Raw genomic sequence first — 21,934 nt, 5'->3', positions numbered from 1 at the left:
AAACGCGCCGGTAGGAGTCCACTTTCAGGGTCACGGGCGGGCCGGCGCGGCCGGCCCGAGGCCGGCGTCGAGGCGGATGGTCTCGGGCAGGTGCTCGCGTAGCGCGCCGCCGGCCGCACGGTCGAGCGCGGCCAGCACCTCGGCGACCACCTGACGGACGTCTGCGGGATCCGCGCCGGCCAGCTCCTTCAGCTGCGCGATGAGTTCCGCGGCGTCGTCGTCCGTGGCCTCCTGCTCTGGTCCCGTCATGCGGGCGAGCCTACGGGACCAAATAGGGCAAAAACGGATATTCGCGAAACAGGCGGGCCTCGTCGCCACTCCATGCGCCGCAAACGGCGGTCTCCTGCAGCACCGAAACCACCACATGCCGCACACGGAGTCGATCAAGGTGTGCTGGCACGGCCGACCCGAGGGTCAGTCCCGGACCGCCCGGTGCAGCGCCGCCAGCCCGCCGGTCAGGTTCCGCCAGCCGACCTGCCCCCAGCCGGCCTCCTGGATCCGCGCCGCCAGGGCGGCCTGGTCCGGCCAGGCCCGAATCGACTCGATCAGGTAGACGTACGCGTCGGGGTTGCTCGACACCACTCGCGCGGCGGCCGGCAGCCACCGCATCAGGTACGACAGGTAAGCGGTGCGGAAGACGGCGTTGGTCGGGTGGCTCAACTCACAGATCACCAGCCGGCCGCCCGGCCGGGTCACCCGGGCGAACTCGCACAGCGCTGCCTGGGTGTCCACCACGTTGCGCAACGCGAAGGAGATGGTCACCGCGTCGAAGGTGGCGTCCGGGAAGGGCAGCCGCAGCGCGTCCCCGGCCAGCAGTGGCACGTGGGGCCGGACCCGGCGACCGGCCTGGAGCATGCCGAGAGAGAGGTCGGCACCGACCGCGTACGCCCCGGAGCGGCTCAGCTCCTCGGTGGAGACACCCGTTCCCGCGCCCACGTCCAGCACCCGCTCCCCCGGGCGCAGGTCGAGCGCTTCCCGGGTGGCCCGGCGCCAAGCCCGGTCCCGGCCGGCGGTCATCACCGTGTTCGTCACGTCGTAGCGAGCCGCCACGCCGTCGAACATCGCGGCGACCTCGTGCGGCTGCTTGTCCAGACTGGCGCGCTGGCCCTGTGGGGTACGGCTCACCCCCTCACTCTGCCAGCCGGCCGCCCACCGTCGGCCCGCGGGTACGCGCGGAGCACGGTGGTCACCCGTCGGCCCCTCGTCCGTCCTCAGCCGAACGGAGACAGCGAGGGCGGGATGGTGTCCCATCCCGCCCTCGACTGCCGTGCGTTATGTGAACGGCCCCCACGGGCCGATGGAGGATGACCGGCGGACGGCCGGTCCCAGAAGATCAGGTGCGCCACCCCTGGAGGCACAAACGGGTGGACGAGCAGGCACGTTAGCGGCCCGCGATCATCCCCGCCACCCTCGGCGTCGGCACCTCACCCAGCCGCGCGGCTGCGCACCACCCGAGCGTTGCCCGAATTGACAGCACTTGTTGCGGCGAGCGCCGGGAAAGATCCCGTGAACGGACAGCGGAAAGCAGCCCCGCGACGGCCGCAGAGTGGCCGTTCGGCCGACCGGAGCACCCAGCCGATCGATCACCGGACGTGGGCCGCACATCGCGGGGAGCGACGCGACCGAATCAGTTGACCTCGACGAGCGGCAACGACTTCCCCGCCCCGCCACCCGGCAGGGCGATCGACGAGAAGTGCGAGACCACCCGGTCGTCGGTCGGGTCGTCGGCCGGCGTCCGGTGCACCGCGAGCCGGTTGTAGAGGGTGTCCCGCTGCGCCGGGATCCGGTCGGCGGTGCGGATCATGCTGATCAGCTCGTGCAGGTTGGACCGGTGCCGGGCGCCCGCCGAGGAGATGACGTTCTCCTCCAGCATGATCGAGCCGAGGTCGTCCACGCCCATGTGCAGCGCGAGCTGGCCGACATCCTTACCGGTGGTCAGCCAGGACGCCTGGAGGTGCGGCACCGTCTCGAAGAACAGCCGGGCCACCGCGACCAGCCGCAGGTATTCCATGGTGGTCGCCTGGGTACGGCCCTTGAGGTGGTTGTTCTCCGGCTGGTACGTCCACGGGATGAAGGCCCGGAAGCCACCGGTGCGGTCCTGCACCTCACGGATCATCCGCAGGTGCTCGATCCGCTCGGCGTTGGTCTCGCCGGTGCCCATCATCATGGTCGCCGTCGACTCGAGGCCCTGCCGGTGCGCCAGCTCCATGACCTCCAGCCAGCGCGCGCCCGACTCCTTCAGCGGGGCGATCGCCTTACGCGGCCGGTCCGGCAGCATCTCGGCGCCGGCACCGGCGATCGAGTCCAGCCCGGCGGTCTTGATCCGGGCGATGGCCTCGTCCAGGCTCACCCCGGAGACCTTGGCCATGTGCAGGATCTCGCTCGGGCCGATCGAGTGGATGGCGAGCTGGGGATACGCCGTTTTGACCGCCGAGAAGAGCTCCTCGTAGTACTCCACCCCGTAGTCCGGGTGGTGGCCACCCTGGAGCATCACCTGGGTCGCGCCCAGCTCGACCGCCTCGCCGCAGCGGCGCAGGATCTCCTCGGTGGGGTGGGTCCACCCCTCCTTGTGCTTGGGCGCGCGGTAGAAGGCGCAGAACTTGCACGCCGTCACGCAGACGTTCGTGTAGTTGATGTTGCGGTCGATCAGGTACGTGACGATGTTGTCCGGGTAGCGACGCCGGCGCACCGCGTCCGCCGCCTCGCCCAGCCCGTGGAAGGGCGCCTCGGTGTAGAGCAGCAGGGCCTCCTCGGGCGTGATCCGCCCACCGTCCGCGCCGCGCTGCAGGATGTCGTCGATCTCCCGGCTCACCGTCACGTCCCGAGCCTACGCCGACCGGATGCCGGTGCTGTAAGGGGCGTTCGGGCCTGTGACGCACTCCAACGGGACGCCGACCAGCGCGGAGTGTCACAAACCCCATGATCGGCGCGAGAGGTCAGGCGTCGTAGTCGACGGTGAGCTTGTCGGTCAGCGGGCTCGACTGGCAGGTGAGCACGTAGCCGGCGGCCAGCTCGTCCGGCTCCAGCGCGTAGTTGCGAGCCATGGTCACCTCGCCGGAGACCACCTTGGCCTTGCAGGTCGAGCAGACCCCGCCCTTGCAGGCGTACGGCAGCTCGCCGCGGACCTTCAGCGCCGCGTCCAGCACCCGCTCGTCGCGCCCCATGGTGAAGCTCGACGAACGCCCGTCCAGCACGATCGTCACCTCGGCGCCGGCACCGGGCTCGGCGGTGGGGCGGCGGACCGGCTCCGGCGGGGCGTCGACGTGGAACAGCTCGGTGCGCACCGAGGATTCCGGCAGGCCCCGGGAGGTGAGCACCGCCTTGGCGTCCACCACCATCCCGTACGGGCCACAGAGGAACCACTCCCCGATGGCGTCGCCGGGGACGACGGTGTCCAGCAGCCGGGCCAGCCGGTCGGCGTCGATCCGGCCGGAGAGCAGCGGAGACTCGCCCTGTTCCCGGGAGAGCACGTGCACCAGGTGCAGCCGGGTCGGGTACCGGTCCTTCAGGTCGGCCAACTCCTCGGCGAACATCACCGAGTTCGCGGTGCGGTTGCCGTACACCAGGGTGAAGGTGCTGGCCGGCTCGACGGCCAGCGCGGTCGCGACCAGCGAGAGCACCGGGGTGATCCCGGAGCCGGCGACCACCGCGCCGTAGTGCCGGGCCCGGTCCGCCGCGAACGCCGTGGTGAAGTGCCCGAGCGGGGGCAGCACCTCGACGGTGTCGCCGCCGCGCAGCGCGCCGCAGGCGTACGCGGAGAACGCGCCGCCGGGAATCTCCCGCACCCCGATCCGCAGCCGTCCGTCCCGCGCCAGCTCCTGCGGCGTCGAGCAGATCGAGTACGACCGCCGCACGTCCGCACCGCCGCCTCCGGCGGGGAGACGGACCGTGAGGTGCTGGCCGGCGGAGAACGCGAAGGTCTCCCGCAGCTCCGCCGGTACGGCGAAGGTGATCGCCACGGCGTCGTCGGTGAGCCGGTCGACGGTGGCGACGGGCAGCGGGTGGAAGACCGGCCGGCGACGGACCGGCCGGGTGATGGTGACAGTCACAGCGCCTTCACATGGTCGAAGGGTTCGGAGCAGGAACGGCAGCGCCACAGCGCCTTGCACGCCGTGGAACCGAAGCGGCTGACCTGTTCGGTGTCCGGGGAACCGCAGCGCGGGCAGCGGACGGCGAGGGTCAGCGACACGACGTTTCCCGCCCGGGTCGGCACGGGCGGGGCGATCCCGGCGGCGGCGAGCTTGGCCCGGCCGCGCTCGGAGATCCAGTCCGTGCTCCACGCCGGTGCGTGCACCGTGCGGATCTCGGCGTCCGGGTGGCCCGCGGCGGCCAGCGCCCGGCGGATGTCGGCGCGGATCACGTCCATCGCCGGGCAGCCGGTGTAGGTGGGGGTGATGGTGACGACCACCCGGCCGGTCGCCGGGTCCTCGTCGACCGCGCGGAGGATGCCCAGCTCGTCGATGGTGATGACCCGGATCTCCGGGTCCACCACCGCCGCCACGGCCTCCCGCGCGTCACTCACCACTGTGCTCCAGGGTGGGCGCGGTGCAGCACCTGCAGCTCGGCCAGCAGGTAGGAGAGGTGTTCGGTGTGCAGGCCGTCCCGGCCGCCGCCGGGCGCCCAGCCGTCCGCGGGCCTGGTCAGCGTCGCCTCGGCCAGCACGGCGTCGACGGTGGCGTCGAAGTCGGCCCGCAGGGTGGCCGGGTCGACCGGCGCCGCCGGGTCCGCCGCGAACAGCTCGTGGGTGTACGGCCACACCTGCTCCACCGCGGCCTGCATCCGGCGGTGCGACTCCTCGGTGCCGTCGCCGAGCCGCCGCACCCAGAGCGCGGCGTGGTCGAGGTGGTACGCGGACTCCTTGCGTGCCTTCGCGCCGATCGCGGCGAGCCGCTCGTCGGCGCACCCGGCCAGCGCGGTGTAGAGCGGAACCTGGTACGCGGCCAGGAAGAACAGCTTCGCCATGGTGACCGCGAAGTCGCCGTTGGGCAGCTCGACCAGGAGGCAGTTGCGGAACTCCCGGTCGTCGCGGACGTACGCCAGTGTGTCCTCGTCGCGGCCGGCGCCCTCCAGCTCGCCCGCGTACGTGAGCAGGAGGCGGGCCGCGCCGAGCTGGTCGAGGGCGATGTTCGCCAGCGCGATGTCCTCCTCCATCTCCGGTGCGCGGGAGGTCCACTCGCCGAGCCGCTGCGCCGCGACCAGCGCGTCGTCGCCGAGGCCGAGGGTGTAGTCGAAAAGGCCGGTCACAGGTGTGCCACCCCGTCCGGCACCGGGTAGAAGGTGGGATGGCGGTAGACCTTGTCGGCCGCCGGGTCGAAGAAGGCGTCCTTCTCGTCCGGGCTGGACGCGGTGATCGCGGCCGCCGGCACCACCCAGATGGAGACGCCCTCCTGGCGGCGGGTGTAGAGGTCCCGGGCGTTACGCAGGGCCAGCTCGGCGTCGGGCGCGTGCAGGCTGCCCACGTGGGTGTGCGACAGCCCGCGCCGGGCCCGCACGAAGACCTCCCACAGCGGCGAGGGATCGGTCACACTGGCCTCCACGGTTCGCTCGCTACGCTCGCTCACGCAGCCACCTTCTCCTTCTGCTTCTCCGACCGCTTCGCGGCGTACACCGTGGCGGCCTCGCGTACCCAGGCGCCCTCGTCGTGGGCGCGGCGCCGGTGTGCCATCCGCTGCCGGTTGCACGGCCCGTTGCCCTTGATCACCTGCATCAGCTCGTCGTAGTCGGGCTGGGTGTAGTCGTACGCCTGCCGCGCCTCGTTCCAGCGCAGGTCGGGGTCGGGCAGGGTGAGCCCGAGGATCTCGGCCTGCTGCACGCACATGTCGACGAAGCGCTGGCGCAGTTCGTCGTTGGAGAACCGCTTGATCTTCCAGGCCATCGACTGGGCGGAGTGGGTCGAGTCGCCGTCCGGCGGGCCGAACATCGCCAGCGACGGGTACCACCAGCGGTCGATCGACTCCTGGGCCATCGCCTTCTGCGCCGGGGTGCCGTGGGCCAGCGTGTGCAGGATCTCGTAGCCCTGGCGCTGGTGGAACGACTCCTCCTTGCAGACCCGGATCATCGCCCGTGCGTACGGGCCGTAGGAGCAGCGGCACAGCGGCACCTGGTTGACGATCGCCGCGCCGTCGACCAGCCAGCCGATCGCGCCCACGTCCGCCCAGGTCAGCGTCGGGTAGTTGAAGATCGAGCTGTACTTCTGCCGGCCGTTCAGCAGCAGCTCCACCAGCTCGTCCCGGCTGACGCCCAGCGTTTCGGCGGCGGCGTAGAGGTAGAGGCCGTGGCCGGCCTCGTCCTGCACCTTGGCCAGCAGGATCGCCTTGCGCTTCAGGGAGGGCGCCCGGCTGATCCAGTTCCCCTCCGGCTGCATGCCGATGATCTCGGAGTGCGCGTGCTGGGCGATCTGCCGGATCAGCGTCTTCCGGTACGCCTCCGGCATCCAGTCGCGCGGTTCGATCTTCTGATCGGCGGCGATCACGTCCGTGAAGTAAGCGTCGAGGTCGTCGTCCGGGGCGGGCCCGCCGCGCCGGGCGCGGGTCGCCGCCTCGCGCAGGGCCGCCTCCGCCGCCTCCACCTCGCCGAGCAGGCCACCGCCGGGACCGTCCTCCGGCGGGGCGAAGTCGTTGCCATACATGAGGCCAGTGTTACAGCTCTCGACCAATGACACCAGAGGGTGTAACAGGTTTCCGATGCCACCGTCCGTCACCCGATGACCGCTTCCCGCAAGAAGGCGCGAGCAAGGCGCGGCTGTGACATCGGCCACTAACCGAACGGGAATCCTCTCAAGGGCGGCACAACAGCCGATTACCCCGCCATCACGGCGAGTTGCCAGGTGCCAAGTTCTGGCGTACGGCCTGCCCGGAAGTAGACTTCCCCCGGCACACCGATCGGCTACTGACGATCGCCACACACCCCAGGCCACCCCCGGCCTCGGCGATCAGGCCGAACCAACTCGGAAAAGCCGGTCCCCCCGGCCAGACATCTGGAGTTCACCCACTCATGCGACATCGCGTGATCATGGTGCTCGCCATCGTGACGGTCCTCCTCGGTGGCGTCATGCTGGTGCCCGCCGCGTACGCCCGCTTCTCCGGCGGCGAGGTCCTCGCCAGCATCGGCGGCATCGGTGGCGGCGAGAAGGTCCCCGCGCCCGCGCCCACCCCGCCACCCCCGCCCACCCTGGCCAACGCGCCCGTCTCGGTGAACTTCGACGGAAAGTTCTTCTCCTGGGCCTTGATGGACCGGAAAACCGGCAAGATCAGCGGCGCCAAGAACATGACGTCGACCAACTCGACCGAGTCGATGATCAAGGCATGGATCGTCTCCGACTACCTGCGCCAGCTCGGCGACAAGGAGCCGAGCGACGCCCGCAAGCAACAGGTCATCACCGCGATCCGGGACAGCAACGACAAGTCCGCCGAGGCGCTCTACAACGCCGGCGGACGAAAGCCGGTGCTGGACCGCCTCATCAAGATGTGCAAGCTGACCGACACGAAGATCGAACCCACCAATGCGAAGTGGGCGTACACCCAGATGTCTCCGCGCGACGCGGTGCGGATGGGCGACTGCATCGGTGACGGCACCGCCGCCGGCCCGAAGTGGACCAAGTTCGTGCTGAGCGAGATGACGAAGGTCCGCGGTGGCGTCGAGGACCAGAAGAGCACGACCGTCCAGGGCGGCCGCTGGGGCATCATCGACGGCCTGCCGGACGAGATCAAGGACAAGAACCCGGTCAGCATCAAGAACGGCTTCACCATGCTGTGGGCGGACGTGCAGTGGCACGTCAACTGCCTCGCCGTCACCGACGACTGGACCCTGGCGGTGATGATGCGCTACCCGCAGAAGGACGGCCTGGAGTATGGCGCGAAGGTCTGCGCCAGCGTGGCCACCCAGTTGGTCACCCCGCAGCCCGGCGCCGCCCTCAAGGTCCCGCAGCAGCCGGTCGGGAAGCTCTGATGGCCGGCAACCGGCGCCGGCCCGGCAGCAACCAGCGGCCGCTGATGTTCACCGCCGTCGCGATCACCCTGGTCGGCCTGGTGCTCGTCTCGCTCCGGCTGCTGCCCGGCTCCCCGCTGGATCCCAACCCCACCTCGCGCCAGGCCGCCGCGAGTGGCCGGTCCACGAATGCGCCCACCGACCGCAGCTCCCGCTCCCAGCCGTCGCCCTCCCCGTCGCCGTCGCTGGAGCCGCTGCCGTTCACCGCGCAGAACCTCGACAGCCTCAACATCAAGGGCTGGTACTCCTGGGCCGTGCTGGACAAGCGCACCGGGAAGATCATCGGCTCGAAGAACATGGCCGAGACCAGCACCACCGCCTCGCTGATCAAGGCCTGGGTGGTCGCCGACTACCTGCGCCTGAGCGCCGAGGCGGGGAAGACCCCGAGCGACGCGAAGCTGGCCGACGCCACGCAGATCATCCGGGACAGCGACAACACACGGGCACAGCAGTTCTACGAGAGTGTGGGCAGCTCGGCCTCGATCAAGCGGCTGATCTCGATCTGCAAGCTGACCGACAGCAAGGTCGCCAGCGACGGCGGCTGGAGCCGGACCAATCTGTCCCCACGGGACACCGCCCGGCTCGGCCTCTGCATCGACGACGGCCGCGCCGCCGGGCCGAAGTGGACCAAGTGGCTGCTCAACGAGATGCGGCTGGTCCGCGGCGTCGGCGACTTCGGGATCCGCAAGGCGTTCCCGGCCGCCGAACAGAAGCAGATCGCGATCAAGAACGGGTGGATCGACCGGCAGAAGGAGCAGGAGTATCACGTCAACTGCCTGGCGATCGGCGACACCTGGACGATGGGCGTGATGGTCCGCACCCCCTTCAGCGCCGGCGGCGGGTGGGAGTACGGCATGAAGGCCTGCCAGAAGATCACCGAGGCTCTGCTCCGCGACAAGACCTGAGCCCGCCCCGCCCACTGTCGAAAGCGGCGGTGTCCCGGTCCGCCGGGCACCGCCGCTTCGTCGTCACAGAGAGCCCGTCAGCCGAGGAAGAACTCCGGCCCGTCCGCGGGCAGTGCGGGCGCCTCGCCGATCGCGGCGGCCCGCCGGGCGAACTCGCGCAGCCCGGCCACCTGCCGCTCGCCGAGCGAGAAATCGAGGGTACGGAAGTAGGTCGCCAACGTCTCCGCGTCGAACGGCTCCCAGCGGGCCGCCGCCTCGGCCACCTGGTCCAGCTCGGCCAGGCAGAGGTCGCGCGAGCGCAGGAACGCCTCGTGCACCTCCTTGACCAGGCCGGGATGGGCGGCGGCGAAGTCCCGGCGTACCGCCCAGACGGCGAAGACCATCGGCAGCCCGGTCCAGTCGCGCCAGGCCTGCCCGAGGTCGGTCACCTGCAGGCCCTTGCGGGGCGCCTCATAGAGCGCCCGCAGCGCCACGTCGCCGATCAGCACCCCGGCGTCGGCCTCCAGCAGCATCTGGGTCAGGTCCGGCGGGCAGCGGAAGTACTCCGGCCGGACGCCGTACCGCTCGCCGAGCAGCAACCGGGCCAGGAGCACCCCGGTACGCGAGGTCGAGCCGAGCGCGACCCGGCCCCCGTCCAGCTCGGCGAGGGGCTTGGTGGAGACCACGTTGACCGAGAGCACCGGGCCGTCGCTGCCGACCGCCAGGTCCGGCAGGAGCAGCAGCTCGTCGGCGTGCCGCAGGTATTCCACGTGTGAGATCGGCCCGATGTCCAGGTCACCGGCGACCAGCGCGGCGCTCAGCCGGTCCGGCGAGTCCTTGTGCAGGTCGACGTCGATCAGCGCGCCGGACCGCATCAACCCCCAGTAGATCGGCAGGCAGTTGAGGAACTGGATGTGTCCCACCCGGGGGCGGGCGATGCGGTCGGCCATGGCCCGACGTTAACCCCGCGCCGCCGGGCCGGCTCACCGGGTGGGCAGTTCAGTGGCCAACTCCGCACCGCGCTCCCCGGCCAGCCGGTCCCGACCGGAGGTGCCCGGCTCGACCCCGCCGGGTGGTCCCATCGGCGCGGGGACGGCCGACCCGGCCGCCGCGCGTTCGGCGCGTACCGCCCGGCGGACCGGCAGCGCCACCGCGAGCACCACCAGCACCCCGACCACCCCGCAGCCGACGACGAGCGGCCGGGGTTCGGCCACCTCCAGCAGCAGGCCGCCGGCCAGGTAGCCGGCCATCCCCGCGCCCTGGACCGCGGCCCCGAAGACCGCGAAGGCCCGGCCCCGGGCCGCATCGGGGACCCTCCGGGCCAGCAGCAGGTTGTTGAAGACGTTCTCGCCGCCGTTGCCCACCCCGCCGACCAGCCAGATCGGCACGAGCAGCCAGGCGGCCGGCACCGCCGCCGAGGCCAGGACCGCCAGGCAGCAGCCGCCGAGCAGGGCCAGCCCGGCCCCGAGCAGCGCGCCGTCGTCGGCGAGGCGCCGGGCCACCCGGGCGAAGACCCAGCTACCGATCACGATGCCCAGCGTCCAGGAGCCGCTCACCAGGCCGTACACCGTGGTGGAGCTGTGCAGGGTCTCCCGGATGAAGAAGACCTCGATCACGTTGATCGCGCCGACCGCGGCGACCACCGCGGCGAGGCTGCCGACCATGACGACCAGCAGCGGGTCGCGCCGCAGCTGCCAGGCCGATGCCGGGGTGGCCGGTCCTGCCGCCGGCCCGGGCCGCCGGCCCCCTCGGCGGGTACGGATGAGCAGCCCGGCCGCGACCAGCGCGAGATAGCTGGCGGCGTCGACGAGCAGCGGCACCCGGGTGCCGAACCCGCCGACCAGCAGCCCGGCCAGTGCCGGCCCGGCGAGCGCGCCGAGGGTGCCGGCGGTCTGGACGAGGGCGCCGGCCCGGGGCAGGTCCTCGGCCCGGACCATGACCGGCACCAGCGCGGAGAGCACCGGCTGGGTCACCGCGAGCCCGGCCGCGAGCAGCGCCACCAGGCCGATGACCAGAGCCGGGCGCCCGGCGTACGCGAGGGCGAGGCAGACCCCGGCCTGGGCGAACCCGGCGACCACCAGCAGCAGCCGGCTGTCCACCCGGTCGGCGAGCCGCCCGGTCAGCGGGGCGAGCACCACCAGCGGCAGGGTGGCGGCGAGCAGCAGCCCGGAGACGGCGAGACCGCCCGCCCCGGCGGACTGGAGGGCGAGCGCCAGCGCGCTCGCGGCGAGGAAATCCCCGCAGCTGGAGATGCCCCGGGCGGTGGTGGCGAGCCAGACGTCCGGCCAGCGCGACGAGGCAGATGCGAAGGACATATTTCGAAAATAATCCTTCACACCTTGGGACACAACCCCGGATGTCAGTCGATGGGCAGCGCCCGGTACTGCACGGCGACGCTCCGGGCCCCTGCGGGGGGATCGGTCCGCAACCGTCGCCGGTACGGGTTGGTCAACTCCTGGATCGCCCTGTTGAGCTCGACCAGTTCCTCCGCGGTCAGCAGCAGCAGGGTGTCGCTGAACCGGGCGGCGTCGTACCACTCGCGGGGCTCGTCCGGGGCGCGCCGCATCCAGTCCCGGACCCGCTGGCTGTCCCGGGCCAGGTGCGCGTCGACCACTGCCAGCTCGGCGGCGCGGGCCTCGGAGTCGGCGTCCGGACCGGACTCGATGTAGTACGACGGGCTGAACGCCCGCCAGACCCGTTCCCGGGCGTCACCCCGGCTCGGGGCCTCCTCGACCAGCCCGAACTTCGCCAGCTCCCGCAGGTGATAGCTGGTCGCACTCGGCGAGAGGTCGGCGATCTCGGCGCACTCGGTGGCGGTCGCGCCCCCCTCCACCGTGCTGAGATGTTCCATGATCGCCATGCGCGCGGGGTGAGCCAGGGCCCGCATCACCTGCGGGTCGCTGATGGTCACCCGGCGCAGCTCGGGACGCTCCTCCGTCATGCCCCCATGATCCCGCCCTGCCACCGGGCTGGACCAGCGACGGCGACCACCCGACCTCGGGGAAAACCGGTTGCCCTCGATACGGGCCGGAGTAGGCTGTCCTGTCCCGCCTGACGGCCGTGGTGAGTAGCACCGCACAGGACGTCCCGCGCCGACCGACGTCGGAAACGCGAGCGGCAGCGTTTTTCCCGTGACCAAGGAGTACGTGGATGACCCTGCACGCACCCGAACAGACCCTGGACGCCGCGCTCGCCGCCGAACGTGCGCACCTGGACACCTCCCGTGCCGCGCTGCGCCGGATGCGCGAGCGCGCCGAAGCGCTCTTCGCCACCGGCGAGAAGGTCGCCGGGGACGCGTACACCGCGGAACAGCTGGGCCGGCACATGGCCCGGCGGGTCAAGGAACTGGCCGACGACCCGACCACCCCGCTCTTCTTCGGCCGGCTCGACTTCGGCGGAAGCGCCGACAGGCAGCACAGCGGCGGAAGCACCGACAGCCGGCACAGCGGCGGAAGCACCGACAGGCGGCACAGCGGCGGAAACGCCGACAAGCAGCACAGCGGCGGAAACGCCGACCGCCGGCACAGCGGCGAGGGCGACCCCGACGACCAAGTCGTCGGGGTGTACCACGTCGGGCGCCGGCACGTCACCGACGACCTCGGCGAGCCGCTGGTACTGGACTGGCGAGCGCCGGTCTCCCGCTCGTTCTACCGGGCCAGCGCCCGCGACCCGCAGGGCGTCGCCGTCCGGCGCCGGTTCGGGTTCAGCTCCGGCCTGCTGACCAGCTTCGAGGACGAGCGCCTGGACCGGGGCGAGGAGTTGGGCACGGCCAGCCGGATCCTCACCGCCGAGATCGAGCGCCCCCGCGTCGGCCCGATGCGGGACATCGTCGCCACCATCCAGCCCGAGCAGGACGAGCTGGTCCGGGCCGACCTGGCCGACTCGATCTGCGTACAGGGCGCCCCCGGCACCGGCAAGACCGCGGTCGGGCTGCACCGCGCCGCGTACCTGCTCTACCTGCACCGGGAACGGCTGCGCCGGTCGGGGGTGCTGATCGTCGGGCCGAACCGGGCGTTCCTGTCGTACATCGCCGCCGTGCTGCCGGCGCTCGGCGAGGTCGAGGTCGAGCAGGCCACGGTGGAGGACCTGGTCGCCCGGGTGCCGGTACGCGCGGTCGACGACCCGGCCCTCGCCACCCTGAAGCACGACGTCCGGATGGCAGAGGTGCTGCGCCGCGCCGTCGACGCCCACATCGGTACGCCCATCGAGCCGATCATGGTGTCGGACGGCTCGTTCCGTTGGCGGATCGGCCTCGACCCGCTGCACCGGTTGGTCGACGAGACCCGCCGCGAGGGGCTGCCGTACGCCACCGGCCGGGAGCGTGTCCGGGCCCGGGTGGTGGGGCTCCTGCAACGGCAGTCCGAGGCCCGTCGGGCGGAGTCACCCAGCGACGCCTGGCTACGCCGGATGGGCAAGGCCAAGCCGGTCACCGCCTTCCTCGACGCGGTCTGGCCGGCGCTCACCCCGGAAGGGCTGCTGCACCGGCTCTGGTCCGACCCCGACGCCCTCGCCACGGCCGCCGAGGGTCTGCTCAATGCCGAGGAACAGGCTCTTCTGCTCGGCGGCGCAGGCATCCCGCGCCGGCCGGCCGACAGCGCGCCGACCAACGCTGCCGCAGCAACGACCGACGTGCCGACGGCTGACGTGCCGACGGCTGACGCGGCGACGGCTGACGCGGCGACGGCTGACGTGGTGACGGCAGCCGGCGGTGCGCCGACCAACGCTGCCGCGGCAACGACCGACGTGGTGACGGCTGCTGCGGCAACGGCTGACGTGGTGACGACTGCCGCGGCAACGGCTGACGTGGTGACGGCTGACGTGGTGACGGCTGACGTGGTGATCGGGCGGCGCTCCGATCGGGGGGCGACCGGGACGAAGCTGGGCCGTACCCCGAAGGCGACGAAGTGGACCGCCGCGGACGCGGTGCTGATCGACGAGGCGGCCGGGTTGATCGAGCGGCCCGGCGGCTTCGGGCACGTGGTGGTCGACGAGGCACAGGACCTCTCCCCGATGCAGTGCCGAGCCATCGCCCGCCGCAGCGAGCACGGCTCGATCACCCTGCTCGGCGACCTCGCCCAGGGCACCGCGCCGTGGGCGGCCACCGACTGGCGGGAGTCCCTGGCCCACCTCGGTAAGCCGGGCGCGGCCGTGGTGCCGCTGAGCGTCGGCTTCCGGGTACCCGCTGCGGTGGTCGCGTTCGCGAACCGGCTGCTGCCCGCGCTCGCCGTCGACGTACCCCCGGCCGAGTCGCTGCGCCTCGACGGGACGCTGGACGTGCGTACCGCCGAAGACCTGACGGCGGCAACGGTGGCCGAGGTGCGCGCGGCGCTGGCGCACGACGGCTCGGTCGGCGTGATCGCCGCCGACGACGCGGTGGACCGGCTCCGCGCGGCGCTCGCCGACGCGGGCGTCGAGACCGCGACCGCCGACGACGTCGAGGCCGCGGCACGGGTCACCGTGGTCCCGGCAACCCTGGTCAAGGGCCTGGAGTACGACCACGTCGTGGTCGTCGAGCCGGCCGCGATCGTGGCCGCCGAGCCCCGCGGCCTGCACCGCCTCTACGTGGTGCTGACCCGGGCGGTGTCCCGGCTCTCGGTGCTGCACCGCGACCCGCTGCCCGACCCGCTGGCCGGCTGAATCCGCCGCCAGCGACCTTCGCTTGCCCACGGCCTCCGCCCGGCCGCGCCCTTCGCTTGATCAACTCCGTATGCGGCATACGGCGGTCACCACGGCCGAAAAGACCACGATTTGCCGCACACTGAGTTGACCAAGCGGGCGGGGTCCGGCGGGAACACCCTCGATGGACCCACTGGCCGGGCTGAGCCCGCCGCCAGCGACCTCCACCCACCAGCAACGACCTCCACCCGGCCGCGCCCTTCACTTGATCAACTCCATGTGCGGCATACAGCGGTCACCACGGCCAAAAAGACCACGCTTTGCCGCACACTGAGTTGACCAAGCGGGCGAGTCGGGCGAAGACGTTCTCGGGCGGCTCATCAGAGCGATCGCCCAGATAGGAAGCTCGGTGGGAGTGGTCTCGTGCGGTCCAGCGGGGCGGCCGCGAGGCGGCCGCGGCCCGAGGCGGTGGTCCGAGGCGGTGGCCCGAGGCGGTGGCCCGAGGCGGTGGCGCGAGGCGGCCGTGGCCCGAGGCGGTGGCCCGAGACGGAGGTGCCCGAGACGGAGGTGCCCGAGACGGGCGCGCCGAGGCGGGGGTCAGTCGGGGAGGGCGGCGGCGACCGCGCGCAGCGGGCCGCCCGACTCGGCGATCGGCACGGTGAAGGACAGCCAGGAGCCGTCGGTGAAATCGATGCGCAGGCGCTTCGGGTTGAGCCGGTGCCAGCCCACCCGGGCCGACGCCACCTCCGCCCGCGACGCCGACCAGGCGATCCCGGTCTCGTCCACCGACCGCTCGTCGTCCTCCCGGCTGGACAGCAGCTTCATCGGCCCGCTCACACAGACCAGCAGCCGCCGATCGGTGGCGACGATCAGGATGTCCCGCACCGCCAGTTCCGGCCGGGGCGGGTCCAGCGCGTGGTGCAGCCGGGAGGCGGCCGCCCCGGGGTCACCACGCCCGGCGATCCCCCAGAGGATCCGGTCCACCAGCCGGTCGCCCCACCCCCAGCTGATCAGCGGGGAGATCAGGTTGAGCAGCGCCGCCCCGATGCTCAACCGGCCGACGGGCGCCTCCGGTTTCGCCGCGTCGAGTGGCAGAGGTGGTGGTGCCCCCTTGGCGGTGTCGGCCTTCGCGTACGCCAGCACCCGCTCGCCCGGCTCGACGAGCTGGCCGATCCGGTCGCGGTATCTACTGCCGTCCATCGGATCAGTATCGATCGTTGCCGTAGCCGTCGTCGGCCGGGCGCTGGGCGGCGGGCGCGCCACCCATCACCTCGCCGACGATGTCGCGGACCCGGGCGGCGGCCGCCTCCTGGGCGCGGTTCGCGGCGGCGGTGAACTCCTCAGCGAGGGTGTACGAGTCGAACCGCATCGCCCGCGCGTTGATGTCGGTGGAGAGGATCTTGCCGTCGGCGGCGGCGGTCACGGTGACCAGACCGGAGTCGCTCACCCCCTCGGCGCTGCTCTCCTCCAGCTCGGCCATCCGCGCGCCGAGCTCACGCTGCCAGCCGTCCAGGTTGCGGGCCAGCGCCTCGATCCGGTCCAGGGCGGGGAAGGTCATGGCTGCCTCTCAGTTCACGATCGAGTCGAAGACGTTCTGCACACCCTTGGTGTAGGGGCCCAGGTCCTCCTTGTACGTGCCGTCCACCAGATAGTTGCGGTCCTTGTGCCCGTCGGAGACGTCGTGCAGGCCGACGCCGGTGTCCAGCAGGGCTCCACCGATGCCCGGGATGTTCACCGGCGAGGCCTGGTTGATCGCGAACCGGCCCGGGAAGAGGATCGCGGTCCGCTGCAGCTTGAACTTGAACGCTTCCTTGGTGTAGCCGGACTTGTTCCAGGCCTTGTACGCCTTCTTCGCCTTGCGCAGCTCCATCACGGTCTTGCGATACTTCGTGAGCAGCTCGGCGACCTTCTCCAGCTTCGTCACCAGCTTGGTGAGGATCTCCGCGAACCGGGCGACGATCTTGGACATCCGACCGACCGTGGTGGCGAGCCGGGCCAGTACCCGGACCACCGTGGCGGCCAACGTCACGCCCGCGCTGAGGAAGGCGGCCACCGCCGCGATGATGACCTCGGTCAGGAACCAGAGCAGGAACTCCAGGATCAGCTCGACCAGGAGGTTGAACGCGTCGACCGCCGCGTTCGCCGCGTCGACCAGCACGTCCTTGGTGCCGTCCAGCCCCTTGGCCAGTTCCTCGATCGCCTCCTCCACGGACTCCATCGAGGCGTGGAACTTCTCCGCCGCGTCGCCGTCCCAGGCGCCCCGCAGCCGGGCCCGGTCGGCGATCTGGTCACCGGCGATCTGCCGGACCGCCTCGCCGGTGGTCAGGGCCAGCTGGGCCGCCCGCATCAGGTCGTCCGGCTCACCCGCGACCAGCTCCAGCAGCTGCTCGAACGGCCAGAGCACCGCGTTCGAGAGCGGCTTGAACGGGTCGGGCGTGCCCGAGACGATCTGCTCGAAGTAGGTCTTGTTGCGCTGGAGCGCCTCTGTGCTCATCCAGTCCCCCTCAGGCCGACGCGCCGGGCGCGAACATGTCGTCGGTCTCCGCGTCGGTCCCGGTGTACGCGTCGGCCGTGTCGCTGATCCCCTCGGCGATGTCGGCCATCACCTCGGCACCCTCCGAAAGCCCGGTGAGGCACGCCTCGAACTGTTCGGCGTACGCGGCGGCGAGGCTGAAGGACGCCGGCATGATGCCGAAGGCGTGCCGCGGCACGTGCCCGTCGTGGAACACCCGCCGCAACTCGCCGAAGCGGGCTGCCCGTTCCCGGGAGGCGGCGGCGAAGGCGGTCAGTGCCTCCGGTTGGACTTCCAGGTTTCTACTCGGACTGGTCACGGACTCTCCCCGGTTTCCCGTCGGCGTCCCGCCCGGGTCGCCAGGGCACCTCGAACGGGGGATACCACACTAAAGGACACGCCGCGTCCGACGCCGCCCGGTGGGGGCGGCGGAACTCGCGCCGGCGCGCTACACCTGTAGTGGCGGATCCGCCCGGGACCGCGATCCGCGAAGGAGGCCCGATGATCCTGGCCCGCGCCGACCAGGTCAGCCGCCGCTACGGCGAGGTGCTGGCCCTGGACGGGGTCGACCTGACCGTCCGCGCCGGGGAGCTGGTCGGCCTGCTCGGCCCGAACGGCGCCGGCAAGAGCACGCTGATCAATTTGCTGGTCGGGACACGCCGGCCCACCGCCGGCCGGGTGGAGCTGTTCGGCGGCGACCCGCGCGACCCGGCCAGCCGGCGGCAGCTCGGGGTCACCCCGCAGGAGACCGGCCTGCCCGCCACGCTCCGGGTCGGCGAAGTGATCGACTTCGTCTCCCGGCACTTCCCCGATCCGATGCCCCGGGGCGAACTGCTCGACCGGTTCGGCCTCGGCGACCAGGTCAAGCGCCAGACCGGCGGCCTCTCCGGCGGGCAGCGCCGCCGGCTCGCGGTGGCCCTCGCCTTCGTCGGCCGGCCCCGACTGGTCATTCTCGACGAGCCGACCACCGGGCTGGACGTCGAGGCGCGGCACGCCCTCTGGGAGGCGATCCGCGGCTTCCACGCCGACGGCGGGACCGTGCTGCTGAGCAGCCACTACCTGGAGGAGGTGGAGGCTCTCGCCCAGCGGGTGGTGGTGATGGGGCACGGGCGGGTGCTCGCCGACGACACCGTCGAGGCGATCCGGGACATCGTCGGCGTACGCCGGGTCAGCCTGGTCGCCGACGACCTGCCGGCGCTGCCCGGGGTGATCGCCACCGAGCACGCCGAGGGGCGTACCCACCTGCTCACCACGGACGCCGACCAGCTCGTCCGCGACCTGGTCATCGCCGGGGTGACGTTCCGGGACCTGGAGGTCCGGCCCACCTCGCTGGAGGAGGCGTTCCTCGCCATCACCGCCCACGACCGGCCCACCACCGCCGCCGCCGTCTAGGAGCCCTCGTGCCGCTCGCCCTGGTCCACGCCCGCTTCCAGCTGCTGGAGACCGTCCGGATCCCGGTCGCGATCTTCGGCAGCGCGTTCTTCCCCGCCGCCGCGATGCTCTTCTTCGTGGTGCCCTTCACCGGGGAGGACGCGACCGCCGCCACCTACGCCACCGCCGCCATGGTCACCTTTGCCGTGATGAGCGCCAACATCTTCCAGTACGGGGTCGGCGTCGCCGAGGACCGCGACAAGCCCTGGGACCCGTACACCCGGACGCTGCCCGCGGGGCCGGCGGCCCGGCTCACCGGCCGGATCCTGGCCGGCCTGGCGCTCACCTACCTGTCCATGATCCCGGTGGTGGTGATCGCCGCGGTGGCCACCGCCGCCCGGGTGACCCCGGTCCAGTTCCTGCTCGGCGCCGGCGCGGTGGCGGTGATCTCGGTACCGTTCACCCTGCTCGGGCTCGCCATCGGCTACTCGCTGCCGAGCAAGGCGGCGATCGTGGTGGCCCAGCTCGTCTTCTTCCCGCTCGCCGTCGGCGGTGGCCTGCTCACCGGCGGCCCGGACAGCACGCCCGGCTTCATCAAGGCGATCGCCCCCTACCTGCCCACTCGGGGAGCGGTGGAGGTGGTGTGGGCGGCCACCACCGACTGGCGAACTGACCCGCTCTCCATGGTCATGCTCGGCGTCTGGCTCGTGGTGCTGGCGGCGGTCGCCGGGTGGGCGTACCGGCGGGACGAGGGACGCCGCTTCGCCTGACGTCTTGCCCGATTCCGGCCCGGTGGGGGACCCGGCGGTGCCACGATGCCGGCAGGGCGTGCCAACGGGGCCGCCCCCGGCGAGAGGGGTCACCGTGAGCGGCGTGGAGCCCGGCACGCCCTGCTGGACCGACCTGGCGACCCCGGAGCTGGATGACGCGAAACGCTTCTACTCGGAGCTGTTCGGCTGGACCGGGCAGGTCTCCCGGGAGCCCGCGGCCGGCGGCTACACCGTCTTCCGCAAGGACGGCCGGGCCGTCGCCGGAGTGGGCCCGCCGGCCACCCCGGACCAGGTGCCGATCTGGTCGACGTACGTGGCGACCGACGACGCCGACCTGGTGGCCACCCGGGTCGAGGCGGCCGGTGGTCAGGTGGTGGTGTCCCCGTTCAAGGTCTCCGACCAGGGCCGGATGGCGGTCCTCTCCGACCCGGCCGGTGCGGTGTTCAGCGTCTGGCAGCCGATGGCGATGCGCGGCGCGGAGCTGTTCAACGCGCCCGGGTCGATGTGCTGGAACGAGCTGGTCACCCCCGTTCCGGAACGGGCGAGGGACTTTTACGCGCTGGTCTTCGGCTGGCACGCGGAGGAGCAGCCGGGCGAGCCGGCGCCGTACACCGGTTGGCGGTGCGGCGCGCTGATCGTCGGCGGGCTGACGCCGCCGCTGGCGGAGCTGCCGGCCGACCTGCCGGCGTACTGGTCGGTGTGGTTCGCGGTGGCGGACGCCGACGCCACCGCCGCTCGCGCCGCCGAGCTGGGCGGCACCGTCCTGGTCCCGCCCCGGGACACCCCGAAGGGCCGGCTCACCGCCCTCCGCGACCCCCAGGGCGCCCTCTTCTCCACCCTCGCCCCCCGCCCCGTACGCCGCGCCACGGCGTAGCAGCGGTCAACAGGGGGACCCCTCCTCTACCGGAGGCGTCAACAAGGGGCCCTTCCTTTCACCGGGGGCGGACGGGGAGGACGAGGGGGCCGTGGTCGCCCTGGACGACCCGGACGTGGGCGCGGTAGTGGGTGGCGAGCAGGTCCTCGGTGAGCACCTCGTGCGGGGGGCCGTCGGCGGCCACCCGGCCGCCGGCGAGCAGCACCAGGCGGTCGGCGTACTCGCCGGCGATGGAGAGGTCGTGCATGGTGGCGAGCACGGTCAGGCCGTGCTCGCGCCGGAGCTGGTCGACCAGTTCCAGGACCTCCTGCTGGTGGCCGATGTCCAACGCGCTGGTCGGCTCGTCGAGCAGCAGCAGGGTGGCGCCCTGGGCCAGGGCACGGGCCAGGAACACCCGCTGCCGCTCCCCGCCGGAGAGGGTGGCCAGTTCCCGGTGCCCGAACGCGCCCAGGTCGAGCCGATCCAGCACCTCGTGCACGGCGGACAGGTCGGCGGCCGACTCCCGGCCCAGCGCCCGGATGTACGGGGTACGCCCGAGCAGCACGTAGTCGAACACCGACATGCCGGCCGGCATCACCGGGGACTGGGCGACGGTGGCGACGACCCGGGCCCGGTCGCGGCGGCGGAACGCGTGGATCGGCGTACCGAAGAGGGAGACCGCGCCCGGCGCGGGCAGCAGGCCGCCGACGGCGCGCAGCAGGGTCGACTTGCCGGCGCCGTTCGGGCCGATCACGGTGACCCACTCGCCGGCGGCGACGGTCAGGTCGACGCCGGCCAGGATCGGCGCGCCGCCCAGCTCGACGCGCAGGTCCCGGATCTCCACCGCGCTCGGCGGATCACCTGGTCGCGGCTGCGGGGCTCGCAAAGCCGGCTCACTCCTCGCGCTCATGTGAACACCCGGCGGGCGGTGCGCAGGACCAGGACGAAGAACGGGCCGCCGAGCAGGGCGGTGACCACGCCGATCGGGATCTCGGCGGGCGCGGCGGCGGTCCGGGCGACCACGTCGGTCAGCGCCAGGAACGCCCCGCCGAAGAGCATCGACAGCGGCAGGATCACCCGGTAGCTGGACCCGGCGAGCATCCGTACGGTGTGCGGCACGATGATGCCGACGAAGCCGATCAGCCCCGACGCGGAGACGGCGGCGGCGGTACCCAGCGAGGCGGCGGCGATCAGCAGGTAGCGGGAGCGCTGCGGGTGCAGCCCGAGGCTGCTGGCCTCGTCGTCGCCGACGCTGAGCACGTCCAGCTCCCGCCGGTGCAGCAGCACCACGATCGCGGTGATCAGGAAGTACGGCAGGACCAGCTGGACGTCGCGCCACCCGGCGGTGGCCAGCCGGCCGAGCAGCCAGGAGTAGACCTGCTGGATGCTCTCGGCGTGCTGTTGCATCAGGTACGTCTGCCCGGCGGCAAGGAACGCCGATACCGCCACCCCGGCCAGGATCAGCGTGGCGGGTGACCGGTCGCGCCCGCCGGCCGCGCCGAGCAGGTACGTCAGGGCGACCGCGCCGAGGGAGCCGACGAACGCGGCGAGCGGGATGGTCACCGGCATGCCGCTCACCGCGCCGCCGGCCCCAGCGCCGAGCGCGATCGCGGCGGTCACCGCAAGCCCCGCACCGGCCGCCACACCGAGCAGGTACGGGTCGGCCAGCGGGTTGCGGAAAACGCCCTGGTAGCAGCCGCCGGCCAGGGCGAGCAGCCCGCCGACGAGCAGGCCGAGCACGACCCGGGGCAGCCGCAGCTCGGTGATGATGGCGATCTCCCGCTCGCTGAGCCCGCTGTCCAGGTGCACCCCGGGCAGCAGATTCAGCAGTTCGGCGGCGACGCTGCCGGGTGGCAGGCTGACCGGGCCGAGGGACACCCCGGCGACCAGGGCGACCAGCACGGTGCCGATCCCGATGATCAGCCAGCGGGTCGGTAGCCCG

23 protein-coding genes are annotated in these 21,934 nt (G+C 72.3%); 6 read left to right on the top strand and 17 right to left on the bottom strand.

Annotated features, from left to right (window positions below; all coding sequences use genetic code 11):
• Nucleotides 1-30: 30 nt before the first annotated feature.
• The 8 genes from ACIRG9_RS11640 to paaA all read right to left on the bottom strand — a co-directional run bounded on the left by ACIRG9_RS11640 (nt 31) and on the right by paaA (nt 6,628).
• On the bottom strand, nt 31-249 hold the full coding sequence (locus ACIRG9_RS11640) for a hypothetical protein (protein WP_402853805.1): 219 nt from the start codon (nt 247-249) through the stop codon (nt 31-33).
• Between the two features lie 165 nt (nt 250-414).
• Complete coding sequence (locus ACIRG9_RS11635) at nt 415-1,125, bottom strand: demethylmenaquinone methyltransferase (RefSeq protein WP_402853802.1); 711 nt, start codon at nt 1,123-1,125, stop codon at nt 415-417.
• 502 nt (nt 1,126-1,627) lie between these two features.
• Nucleotides 1,628-2,818 (bottom strand): cyclic dehypoxanthinyl futalosine synthase, encoded by a 1,191-nt coding sequence (mqnC, locus tag ACIRG9_RS11630; RefSeq protein WP_402853799.1) that lies wholly within the window; start codon nt 2,816-2,818, stop codon nt 1,628-1,630.
• A gap of 118 nt (nt 2,819-2,936) precedes the next feature.
• Nucleotides 2,937-4,049 (bottom strand): 1,2-phenylacetyl-CoA epoxidase subunit PaaE, encoded by a 1,113-nt coding sequence (gene paaE, locus ACIRG9_RS11625; protein ID WP_402853796.1) that lies wholly within the window; start codon nt 4,047-4,049, stop codon nt 2,937-2,939.
• Nucleotides 4,046-4,522 carry a 1,2-phenylacetyl-CoA epoxidase subunit PaaD gene (gene paaD, locus ACIRG9_RS11620; protein ID WP_402853793.1) on the bottom strand — a complete coding sequence of 159 codons (477 nt, stop codon included), beginning with the start codon at nt 4,520-4,522 and terminating at the stop codon, nt 4,046-4,048. Before paaD ends, paaE begins: the two co-directional genes overlap by 4 nt.
• On the bottom strand, nt 4,519-5,244 hold the full coding sequence (gene paaC / locus ACIRG9_RS11615; RefSeq protein ID WP_402853791.1) for a 1,2-phenylacetyl-CoA epoxidase subunit PaaC: 726 nt from the start codon (nt 5,242-5,244) through the stop codon (nt 4,519-4,521). The genes paaD and paaC overlap by 4 nt, the downstream gene beginning before the upstream one ends.
• Nucleotides 5,241-5,561, bottom strand: a complete 321-nt coding sequence (paaB, locus tag ACIRG9_RS11610) for a 1,2-phenylacetyl-CoA epoxidase subunit PaaB (protein ID WP_402853789.1) — start codon at nt 5,559-5,561, stop codon at nt 5,241-5,243. The genes paaC and paaB overlap by 4 nt, the downstream gene beginning before the upstream one ends.
• Nucleotides 5,558-6,628, bottom strand: coding sequence for a 1,2-phenylacetyl-CoA epoxidase subunit PaaA (paaA, locus tag ACIRG9_RS11605; protein WP_402853786.1), 1,071 nt, complete (start codon nt 6,626-6,628; stop codon nt 5,558-5,560). Before paaA ends, paaB begins: the two co-directional genes overlap by 4 nt.
• A gap of 365 nt (nt 6,629-6,993) precedes the next feature.
• Here paaA and ACIRG9_RS11600 point away from each other — a divergent pair, with 365 nt between their 5' ends.
• Both ACIRG9_RS11600 and ACIRG9_RS11595 read left to right on the top strand, forming a co-directional pair.
• Nucleotides 6,994-7,947: a hypothetical protein gene (locus ACIRG9_RS11600; protein WP_402853783.1), complete on the top strand. Its 954-nt coding sequence runs from the start codon at nt 6,994-6,996 to the stop codon at nt 7,945-7,947.
• Nucleotides 7,947-8,891, top strand: coding sequence for a hypothetical protein (locus tag ACIRG9_RS11595; RefSeq protein WP_402853780.1), 945 nt, complete (start codon nt 7,947-7,949; stop codon nt 8,889-8,891). The genes ACIRG9_RS11600 and ACIRG9_RS11595 overlap by 1 nt, the downstream gene beginning before the upstream one ends.
• A 77-nt stretch (nt 8,892-8,968) precedes the next feature.
• Here ACIRG9_RS11595 and ACIRG9_RS11590 read toward each other — a convergent pair whose 3' ends face one another.
• The 3 genes from ACIRG9_RS11590 to ACIRG9_RS11580 are packed head-to-tail and all read right to left on the bottom strand — an operon-like array spanning nt 8,969 to nt 11,811.
• A complete protein-coding gene (locus ACIRG9_RS11590) occupies nt 8,969-9,820 on the bottom strand; it encodes a menaquinone biosynthetic enzyme MqnA/MqnD family protein (protein WP_402853778.1) in 852 nt (283 codons plus the stop codon).
• Nucleotides 9,821-9,853: 33 nt separating this feature from the next.
• Nucleotides 9,854-11,185, bottom strand: coding sequence for an MFS transporter (locus ACIRG9_RS11585; protein WP_402853775.1), 1,332 nt, complete (start codon nt 11,183-11,185; stop codon nt 9,854-9,856).
• Between the two features lie 44 nt (nt 11,186-11,229).
• On the bottom strand, nt 11,230-11,811 hold the full coding sequence (locus ACIRG9_RS11580; RefSeq protein WP_402853772.1) for an ArsR/SmtB family transcription factor: 582 nt from the start codon (nt 11,809-11,811) through the stop codon (nt 11,230-11,232).
• A gap of 209 nt (nt 11,812-12,020) precedes the next feature.
• On the opposite strand from ACIRG9_RS11580, the gene ACIRG9_RS11575 reads away from it, so the two are divergent.
• A complete protein-coding gene (locus ACIRG9_RS11575) occupies nt 12,021-14,507 on the top strand; it encodes a HelD family protein (protein ID WP_402853770.1) in 2,487 nt (828 codons plus the stop codon).
• A 576-nt stretch (nt 14,508-15,083) separates the two neighbouring features.
• Here the strand turns inward: ACIRG9_RS11575 and ACIRG9_RS11570 are convergent.
• The 4 genes from ACIRG9_RS11570 to ACIRG9_RS11555 are packed head-to-tail and all read right to left on the bottom strand — an operon-like array spanning nt 15,084 to nt 17,317.
• Nucleotides 15,084-15,686: a hypothetical protein gene (locus ACIRG9_RS11570; protein ID WP_402853768.1), complete on the bottom strand. Its 603-nt coding sequence runs from the start codon at nt 15,684-15,686 to the stop codon at nt 15,084-15,086.
• A 4-nt stretch (nt 15,687-15,690) separates the two neighbouring features.
• Complete coding sequence (locus ACIRG9_RS11565) at nt 15,691-16,044, bottom strand: YbaB/EbfC family nucleoid-associated protein (RefSeq protein ID WP_402853765.1); 354 nt, start codon at nt 16,042-16,044, stop codon at nt 15,691-15,693.
• Nucleotides 16,045-16,053: 9 nt separating this feature from the next.
• The gene (locus tag ACIRG9_RS11560; RefSeq protein WP_402853763.1) at nt 16,054-16,980 is read right to left on the bottom strand and encodes a WXG100 family type VII secretion target; all 927 of its coding nucleotides are present in this window, start codon (nt 16,978-16,980) and stop codon (nt 16,054-16,056) included.
• Nucleotides 16,981-16,990: 10 nt separating this feature from the next.
• Nucleotides 16,991-17,317 (bottom strand): hypothetical protein, encoded by a 327-nt coding sequence (locus ACIRG9_RS11555; protein ID WP_402853760.1) that lies wholly within the window; start codon nt 17,315-17,317, stop codon nt 16,991-16,993.
• A 182-nt stretch (nt 17,318-17,499) separates the two neighbouring features.
• On the opposite strand from ACIRG9_RS11555, the gene ACIRG9_RS11550 reads away from it, so the two are divergent.
• The 3 genes from ACIRG9_RS11550 to ACIRG9_RS11540 all read left to right on the top strand — a co-directional run bounded on the left by ACIRG9_RS11550 (nt 17,500) and on the right by ACIRG9_RS11540 (nt 20,013).
• A complete protein-coding gene (locus tag ACIRG9_RS11550; RefSeq protein ID WP_402853757.1) occupies nt 17,500-18,390 on the top strand; it encodes an ABC transporter ATP-binding protein in 891 nt (296 codons plus the stop codon).
• A gap of 8 nt (nt 18,391-18,398) precedes the next feature.
• Nucleotides 18,399-19,139, top strand: a complete 741-nt coding sequence (locus ACIRG9_RS11545; RefSeq protein ID WP_402853754.1) for an ABC transporter permease — start codon at nt 18,399-18,401, stop codon at nt 19,137-19,139.
• Between the two features lie 94 nt (nt 19,140-19,233).
• A complete protein-coding gene (locus ACIRG9_RS11540; protein WP_402853751.1) occupies nt 19,234-20,013 on the top strand; it encodes a VOC family protein in 780 nt (259 codons plus the stop codon).
• A gap of 58 nt (nt 20,014-20,071) precedes the next feature.
• Here ACIRG9_RS11540 and ACIRG9_RS11535 read toward each other — a convergent pair whose 3' ends face one another.
• Both ACIRG9_RS11535 and ACIRG9_RS11530 read right to left on the bottom strand, forming a co-directional pair.
• Nucleotides 20,072-20,902, bottom strand: coding sequence for an ABC transporter ATP-binding protein (locus ACIRG9_RS11535; RefSeq protein ID WP_402853748.1), 831 nt, complete (start codon nt 20,900-20,902; stop codon nt 20,072-20,074).
• Complete coding sequence (locus ACIRG9_RS11530; RefSeq protein ID WP_402854265.1) at nt 20,899-21,915, bottom strand: FecCD family ABC transporter permease; 1,017 nt, start codon at nt 21,913-21,915, stop codon at nt 20,899-20,901. Before ACIRG9_RS11530 ends, ACIRG9_RS11535 begins: the two co-directional genes overlap by 4 nt.
• Between the last annotated feature and the right edge of the window lie 19 nt (nt 21,916-21,934).

This window comes from Micromonospora sp. NPDC093277 (assembly GCF_044765245.1).
Classification (GTDB): domain Bacteria; phylum Actinomycetota; class Actinomycetes; order Mycobacteriales; family Micromonosporaceae; genus Micromonospora.
The sequence above is the reverse complement of the archived record's forward strand: the minus strand, read 5'-3'. Positions and strand labels throughout refer to the sequence as shown.